Origin of the sequence: Streptomyces sp. NPDC019531, assembly GCF_044903305.1 — a bacterium.
In the GTDB taxonomy this organism is placed as follows: domain Bacteria; phylum Actinomycetota; class Actinomycetes; order Streptomycetales; family Streptomycetaceae; genus Streptomyces.
On the sequence record NZ_JBJDQL010000055.1, the window covers coordinates 46,688 to 55,214 of the forward strand.

Genomic DNA, 8,527 nt, shown 5'->3' on the forward strand with positions numbered 1-8,527 from the left:
TTCGCCTGTTCAGGCGGGAGCGGAGGATACGAGATTCGAACTCGTGAGGGGTTGCCCCCAACACGCTTTCCAACTGTGTTGGTGGGTTGCGGGGCTGCGTGCAGGGGCGTTCACCTGGGTTCATGGGCGGCTGGTCCTGGGAGTGGCTGTCGGCTGCGGTCCTGTCTGAACGGCCATGAACGGCGCTGAATGAGACGGAAACTGAGACGGTCGGCTGACGGCAGTACGAGGGCGTGGCCGTGGCCAGTTGGGCTCTACACGGAGGGAGATCCACAGCGCTCGCACGGTCGATACCTCGCACCCCGCGCATCGCCCAGCAGCATCCAACTGGCTTCAGCGAGATGTCGTCCGTCGCCGACCATGAGGCCGCAGTGCTCGTCACCGTGGAAGACCTCTCGGCTACCGGCAGCGCTGGCGCGCACCAGTACTGCTGGCTCCCTGGAGCGGGCGACACCTTCGTCTGCGTAACACTCCTGCATGTACTCCATCGCGTCACGCTGGTCAGACGCAGTGGTAAACGGCAGCTCTCTTCCCCGCATGCTGATCCTCCGTCTGGGCCTGGGGTCCATCGCTTAGTCATGCATGCGTACCGCAGGTTGTCTTCTCAGTCGCCCGGTTCAGCGAAACTCAGCAAATCCACCGTGGACTGTGCTTTGCAGATAGACGCATCCGCTGAGCCGTCCCGCCGAGTGGTGCGGCTGTCCGCCAGCCTGCCAGCGCTGCTGCCGACGATCGCGCCCTGTGACCGTCCTCGCCATGGCCCCGAACCTGCTCAGGCAAGAGATGAGCCTGCGACAGATCGCGGCCATGCTCGTCATCACAACCGGCAAGAGGAAGGGCCCTCCCTCGCGATCGTCATGCGGATGCTGCGTGAGCACAACGAATAGACCGTTCAGGGCGCCGTGGATAGAGGCGAATGAGCGTGCCCCCGCCGGTGCCCCAAGACAGCGAGCACACTCTGCCGTCTCACCACTCGCGAATTGCAGACCACACATCCAGGGCCGCCCGCACTGTGGCAAGGTGGCCGGCATGGCGACCACACCCGAGATGCCCGAGACGTCGCTTCACCTCCTGCGCGTGGATTCTCCGGCCCTGGCCAGCCTGTCCAGGATGCTGCTGTCGTTTGCTGAAGCCCAGCGGCAGATGCAGGCCAACCTCGACACGAGCGGTCTGTCCAGGATGCTGCTGTCGTTCGCTGAAGCCCAGCGGCAGATGCAGGCCAACCTCGACACGAGCGGTCTGTCCAGGATGCTGCTGTCGTTCGCTGAGACCCAGCGGCAGATACAGGCCAACCTCGACCTGACCGTCGGCGCCACCGCGCTGTCCCGGCTGATGAGCACGGTGGAGGGGCTTCGCACCCTCAGCCAGGCCCAGCTCACGACTGCCGCAGCCGCAGTGGAAGAGGCCTACCGGGCCACGCCCGAGGATGACGTCCCCGAGGAACTGGTGGCCGAGCTGGAGGACAGCGTCCGTGACTTCACTGCCTCGGAAGCCATCGAGTACCTCCCCGTCGAGGTGAGCCGCCAGCAGTTTGCTCTGTTCGTCGGAGCCGTCATCATGACGTCCTTGATGACCGTGACGTTCTCCAGCGAGACCGCGGACGGCATCCTCGGTAAATTCCTGGAGCTAAGTGGATTGGTGGCGCTCGTGATGGTTGCCGCAGAGAAGGCACACGACCGCGTCACCGGCACCACTGAAGCGAACTCCGGAGGCGCTGGAGACAGCCCCGAGGACAGCTGACCTCTACGGAACCGAATGCTTCACATACGCCAGCAGACCCAGCATATGAGTCGGTCCTGGGCCGCGGTCGACTCGTGGTTGGTCTTGCCTAACCGGTGCTGAACAAGACGGAACCGGTGCTGAACAAGACGGAAGCTGAGACGGACAGCCATAACGGCCTTTCCGGACGCGGGCGTGATGGTGCCGGGGGGGGGGTATGGCACTGGCCCGTAAAGTACCCGCACTGGGCGGGCCGTCGCCGGAATCAGTAGCCGTTTTCCGCGATGCGCAGTGCCGTGACCTTAGCGTGCGGGTACGACTGAAGATGACTTCGGCCGCGGGCTCGCCGAGCTGGAGATGGTGCCGGAGCGAGACCGGCACGAGCAGAGCAGTAAGGGGGATGTGTGTCAGCTCCATCGCCGCTCGGACCTGTGGCACGTCTGCGGGCACACAACGGACGGATCCTGGAACTTCGTCAGCACATCAGAGGGGTTAACCTGCGACAGCGCCTGATGTATGGCTTCGGGGCTGGTGTCGTGCTCTGTGTGCTCGGCGTCGCAGTCCCCACTGCGCTGACGTGGCGGCGCTTCGACATGGCGCCCATCAATACGGTGCTCGTTCTTCTGGCGGTCGCATTTGCTGTCGCGTTCGTTGCGTCCTCGTGGATCGAAACGATCAGGCACCCAGGCCCACGGCCTGGCACCAGTGGGAATCGGCTGACTCGAGAGGAGCTGGAGCTAGATCTTGAAATCGCGATCGAGAGTCGGCTCATCGACGCGACTCCGCTAGACATCCCCATTCGCAACAGACAGTTCGCCTTTACTGAGTCCATACCAGAGGAATTGGATCAGCTCCGTAAGGAGAGTCGCCATTACCGTCGACGGCACAATTTATTCCAGCTTCTGATTATCATCGGTTCCATTGCAAATGCTGGGGCGCAGTCCTTCAGCGATACCACTCAGCCACTCAAATCGATCATCATTGGCCTGACCATGATGGTTGCCATCTGTGCAGGCATCACTGGGTACTACAAGTTCCGCGAACGCAGCTTCAACTTGCAGCAGACCGCAGACTCGATCGAAGAGCACGCTAACGCTTTCCACCTCGGCCTGCCGCCCTACGATGGCACTGACTCTGCGGCAAACCTTGCGCTTCTCACCGCGAAGGTCGAAACCCTCCGAGTGGAACAGAGCCGCCGCGAACAACAGCTTGACCAACCGTCGGAAACGCGTGATCAGGCCGGCTGATTGTGCGCCGCGATGGCATGGCCAGTTGAGAGCCGTCTGGGCCTCAACCGACGACAGCCAGCCACGATGGCGGGCGCGTTGACCGATCAGGCACGCGTGTGCCTCGCTGTACCCCAACCGGTCCTCAGCCACGCTGCCATGCCGTTGGCCAGAGCAAGCTGCGACGAACGGAGCGGGGAGGCGAGACCACGTGAGGCGACCTTTTCGTCCCGAAGCAACTTGGGTGAGGGCTCTGCCTTGGGCTGGTGTCCCCTTCGCCTGCGCTAATGGTCCGCAGACGTTCGCGCTCGTCCGCCGTTGTCCGTCGGCGTTGTCACGCAGTTAGACACACACCGCTCGACGGCCAATCACCAAGAAGCGCGGCTGGCTTCCGGTGTTTCTGGGCTAGCGCACATGCGTGGCCGCATGAAGAACGAACCGCTCGACCGCTTCGCCGGCGAGATCGTGTCTGCGCTTGCGGTCAGCCACATCATCAGCCAAGCCCACGTCTCTGGCCTCGATGACTGCGGCGTCGGCAAGCTGCACGAGTTCCTGATCATCGGTCAGGAGTTGTATGCGCCAGCGTATCTGTCGAGTCACGCCGCGCAGGCGATGCGATTCGAGCTTCGCTGCTGCCGACTCAGGGCTCGCTGGATCGAGTTGCATGAGTTCCCACCGTCGGTACTGGCTACTCCGATAGTCCGTCACAGCCTCCGCGAAGGCGCTGTAGGCGGTCAGCCGCTCTTCGCGTAGGCGATCCGCCCGGGAGTTACGTGTCGCGGACTCCGCTGCGCGGCGCTGGAATCCGTGAGTAGTCACTGCTCCGAGCAGCGTGCCGGACACAGCTACGAGACTTGCGTAGACAGCCTGCATATCCAGAGCAAAGCACCTGGATCACGGGCGCGCACTATCGCCTGCGGCGGCAGGAACCCGAGTGCTGGCACACGTGGGCTTCTAGGTAGAGAGGGCGCCAAGAAGCGACTCGCGCTCTCAGCTTGGGAACCTGCGATCATTCATCGCTGGTTCGGCTCGCTGACCTAGGCGAACGGCTGCAGTGAGGCGTCCTCTGCGGCACCGCCCGTGATACCCCGCTGCTGCCGCCCTGAACGGGTGCGGTGTCGTTCAGCGGTTCGTTAGGGGCGCTCCAGGCGCTTACCGATCACGCGGCTGCTCTGGTCAATGTACGAGTCGATGGCTGCGCCGCACGGGTCTCGTCGGGCTTGGTATTCGGGCTCTTCCGTGTCTCCTCGCCGCCAGTAGGCTCCCAGGGGCCTGGCCGGCGTCGTTGACCTCTCGTAGCGCAGCCAACAGTCCAGCGTCGTGAGCCAGGATCTGCAAACTTGCGGATGCCGGACGGTGGCGGTAACACAACGTGTCCGCATCGTACCGAGTGTGACCGATGCTGTTGATACGGTAGGGCGTTACGGCTATCGTCCGGGGTTTGCGTGGGGAAGTGTCAGTACCTTGCGGCATCCTTGGACTAGTGGGTGTCTGATGTGGGGATGCCTAACTGGAGTGGCCGAGCCATTGGAAGCGGGATCGGGGAGGAGCCATGGCCCGAGCTGACCTGCTGTTGCAGTTGGCACAAGCAGCCCTGACACGCGATGAGCGGCGTGTGAGAAGTAGCGTGGAAGCTCTTGCTAGCGAGGAGCAAGCCAAGAGGCACACGGTCCTCGCCGATCAGCTAGTGAGCCTGCTTCGCCATGCGCCTGCCAGCCAGCCAAATATGCTGCAGCAGCCTAGTACGGCTGCGAAAAGTGATGGCTACGTTGAAATCCACCCAAAGCGGCGCCTTTCGGACCTAAGGCTGCCGGAAAACATCTCTGAAGATTTGGCAACTCTGATTGAGGAGCAGCATCGCGTCGATTTGCTGCGAGCTTATAATATTGAGCCGCGTCATCGCGTTCTCCTCATTGGGCCTCCTGGAAACGGCAAAACATCTACAGCTGAGGCGCTCGCAGCAGAACTAGCCGTTCCCCTATTGGTCCTGCGGTACGAAACCGTAATTACCAGCTACCTAGGTGAGACAAGCCTCAACCTCGAGAAAGTATTCGCTGAAGCGCGCTCTCGGCACTGCGTACTTTTCTTGGATGAGTTCGACACCTTGGCTAAAGAGCGTGGAGACGAGCATGACACGGGAGAGGTTAAGCGAGTCGTAAGCAATCTGCTTATGCAAGTTGACCAGTTGCCCTCTCATGTGATCGTTTGCGCGGCGACCAATCACAGCGAATTGCTGGATCGTGCGGTATGGCGAAGGTTCCAGCTGAAATTGGAATTTCCTATGCCGACGCGAGATCAGCGGACAGGTTTCGCTGAGGATCTCCGGGAACGGCTGGGAATGGGATTTTCTAAATCAAGCAGAACCATAATTGACAGGCTCGGCCAAATTAGCTATGCAGAGATTGAGGACTTTTTCCTAGAGTTGCGGCGTAGGCAAATTCTCGCTGGCGACTTGGACGGTAAAGACGACAGCCTCGTGTCAAGGGTCCTAGTTAACTGGGAAAAGCGTGCGAGAGCCATCCAAAAGGGCTAAGGTATAAGCATGGTTACGCCTCCTTCGTCGTCCTACCCTCTACTAGTCTTTCCAGAGCGCCGAAAGACTGGCCGGCAGAAGCTGAACGGCGGCGGAGAATCGAACATTCGTTTCCCTGGAGCGGACTCCCAGAAGAAAAGATTAGGCGGAGCATGGCAAGCACTGCATGACATGCTTGAGGGGCAAAGGGCCTCCATCGAATCAGAGCTCTCTGGCGTAGACCCTGAACTAGTCCTTGTGCTAGAGATCATCGGAGACGTTGATGATTTCTATAAAGCCGTAAGTAAGATCCAAGGTTTCGAATATCTGGCAGAATCAGATACGACCGATATTGACGGTGCGGGAAACTTTGTAGATCTAGACGATCCCTCTGCGCGCTTTGACGGCACGCTGTTCATGCTTGCGAGTAATCAAGACGGGCTCAATGACGTCTTGAAGCTCTGGGACATGTATAAGAGTGACACTCAAAAGTTCCCGCGCGGCCTGACTCGATGGCGTAATGTATTTGCACGTCTTGTTGACCTGCGCAGGTGGTCCGCCAAGGACAGGCTTCGAGGCACCGGCGTCCTAGAGGAATTTGCCGCCAGAGTCGAAGAGGCGCAGGAATCTGTTCCTGTGGAGATCGAACTCTGGTACAGGGCCGCAACGGGTCGCCGAGAGAGCGCCGAGCAACGCGTACGGTCCCTAGTAGAAATCGCTGGCGGCCAGACGCTGGCCAGCTGTGCAATTTCCGATATCGGCTATCATGGAATTCTCGCTCATCTGCCAATTCAGGCCATTGAATCCATCCTAAATGAACGATACCAAGACGTCGCCTTGATTCGCGCACAGGAGATTGCATTTTTTAGGCCTGAAGCGCAGTCTGCCACCCCAATTCAAGACCTAGCTGAGGAAACCTTCGACTTTTCACAGGCGTCTCGTGACCGTAACCTCCATCCGCTGGTGGCGGTCCTGGATGGATATCCCCTGGCGCAGCACGAATCATTGCGTGATGCCGTAATTGTCGATGATCCTGACGACTGGGACCCAGAGATCGAAGCTGGTGACAGGCAGCACGGAACTGCTGTGGCGAGCCTGATCTTGCACGGTGACAGAGGGGAAGCTGAGACGGAGAGTCTCCGTCGACCTATTTACGTACGACCGGTCTTGCGTCCCGAAGAAGCGTGGAATTCACGGGTGGAAAGAATTCCCGGGGATCAACTTGCTATTGACCTGGTGCACCGTTCTCTTGTGCGTCTACTATCGCATGAAGATCTCACCCGAAATGGGCGTGTGCGTCTCATTAATCTCTCACTGGGGGATGCGAGTCTGCAGCTAGCAACGACTCTGAGCCCCTGGGCGAGGCTTCTAGATTGGCTGGCGTACAAATATCAGGTCCTCTTTGTGGTTAGCGCGGGGAATCACCCCACTTGCTTGACCTATCCGTATGCCCCTGACATCTTTGAGACTCTTGCCCCAGAAAAGCTAAGACAGGAGACGCTCCGCCTCCTAGTTGCTACTGCGGAAAGGCGCCGAATTCTAAGTCCATCTGAGGCTGTGAATGGCCTCTGCGTGGGAGCTTGCCATGACGATGCCTGCGGGGACAGCTATATCGTCGGCCGCCGCATAGATCCGTTGCCTGGCTCAGCCAGCGGAACTGAGTCGCTTCCGAGTCCCGTGACGGCAATTGGGATGGGGTATAGGCGCAGCGTCAAGCCTGACCTAATTGCTCCAGGCGGGCGCACTTTGTTCCGGCAGCGGCCAAGCGGGGGACAAACCCCCACTACTACCTTGGACTTCGTATCAAGTTCGATTGCTCCAGGTCTACTCACTGCCTCGCCTGGGGGCCCACCTGGGGCATTGAACGGGAGTCGACACTTTCATGGCACTTCGGGTGCCGCGGCCGTGACTTCTCATCAGGGTGGACTGTTTCTTGAGTTGCTTAGTGAGATGTCGACAAACGGTACCGAGGTGCCCGAGAAGTACTGGGCGGTATTGACGAAGGCGGCTTTGGTTCATTCCGTTCGATATCCCAGTGCGGCACAGGAACTGAGTGATGTACTGACCGATGTCCCCAAAACGAAATTACGGGAAGCGATTTCGAGATTTTATGGCTTCGGAGTTCTCGACGTGCGGCGTGTGAGGGAGTGTGCGGCCAATAGGGCGACGGTCTTGGGGTGGGGCGAACTCTCTGAAGGGGAAGCAGACGTGTTTCAGTTCCCCCTGCCGCCTGGACTTGCTGGCAAGACAATTCCGCGAAGGTTCACTGTGACTCTGGCGTACTTCTCTCCCACAGTTCGAAACGACAGGAAACATAGGGCTGCACACCTGTATTTCATGCCAAGCACCGCTGAGCTTGAAGTGCGGCGAACCGATGCTGACTGGCAAAGTGTGCGGCGCGGGACCGTGCAACATGAAGTCATGAGTGGGGATCGCGCGGCCGTATTTGTCGACGGCGATCTGATTTCCGTGCAAGTGAATTGCCGTGCTTTGATCGGAAAAATCAGAGAGCCTGTGCCCTACGGCTTGGCAGTCAGTCTTGAAGTCTCGGAGGATTCGCGCATTCAGGTTTACAACGAGATTGCCGCCAGGCTGCGTGTGAGGACCAGGGTGCGGCTTGGCAGGGATACTGAGTAGGCGCATTTAAGAAATGAGGTCGGTGGAGCGGCTTTGGGGTGGCGCTGCTTTGGCGCGAGTGATCATGGCCCCGTAAGCTTGCGGCGCGTCGGGCAGTCTGTGGACCTGCCCGGTAAAGCACGACGTTGGGGCCATGATCTTCGAGGCTCGCGCCAAAGTGGCTCCGTAAAGCCGCGGAGCCGACCGCCCCAGCCACGACGTACCCCTTTTCTGGCATCAGGCGGCTGATTGCTGTGAGCGCGGCACGGGCGCCGGCCGGGCTGGAGCGGGGCGGAGACAGGAGCGCAGGCCCGGCCGGGGGCCGGGCCGCGCGCGGGGAGCGGAGCGAGCCGCCTTGAACTAGTGTCCTGAGTCTGGAATTCGGTTCAGATATCCGGCGAGGCGCTCAAGGATCTCGTCCGCGGTCTTCGTCCATACGAAGGGTTTCGGGTCT

At 60.0% G+C, this 8,527-nt stretch carries 5 protein-coding genes; 4 read left to right on the top strand and 1 reads right to left on the bottom strand.

The genetic code is table 11. From position 1 onward, the window contains the following. The first annotated feature begins 1,029 nt into the window (after positions 1-1,029). Complete coding sequence (locus tag ACI2L1_RS39510; RefSeq protein ID WP_404744283.1) at positions 1,030-1,740, top strand: hypothetical protein; 711 nt, start codon at positions 1,030-1,032, stop codon at positions 1,738-1,740. Positions 1,741-2,150: 410 nt separating this feature from the next. Further along, on the top strand, positions 2,151-2,966 hold the full coding sequence (locus tag ACI2L1_RS39515; RefSeq protein WP_404744284.1) for a DUF4231 domain-containing protein: 816 nt from the start codon (positions 2,151-2,153) through the stop codon (positions 2,964-2,966). Between the two features lie 384 nt (positions 2,967-3,350). Here ACI2L1_RS39515 and ACI2L1_RS39520 read toward each other — a convergent pair whose 3' ends face one another. Next, on the bottom strand, positions 3,351-3,611 hold the full coding sequence (locus tag ACI2L1_RS39520; RefSeq protein WP_404744285.1) for a hypothetical protein: 261 nt from the start codon (positions 3,609-3,611) through the stop codon (positions 3,351-3,353). Between the two features lie 886 nt (positions 3,612-4,497). On the opposite strand from ACI2L1_RS39520, the gene ACI2L1_RS39525 reads away from it, so the two are divergent. Next, positions 4,498-5,478, top strand: a complete 981-nt coding sequence (locus ACI2L1_RS39525; RefSeq protein ID WP_404744286.1) for an AAA family ATPase — start codon at positions 4,498-4,500, stop codon at positions 5,476-5,478. A 237-nt stretch (positions 5,479-5,715) separates the two neighbouring features. Next, positions 5,716-8,094: a S8 family peptidase gene (locus ACI2L1_RS39530; RefSeq protein ID WP_404744287.1), complete on the top strand. Its 2,379-nt coding sequence runs from the start codon at positions 5,716-5,718 to the stop codon at positions 8,092-8,094. Positions 8,095-8,527: the final 433 nt, after the last annotated feature.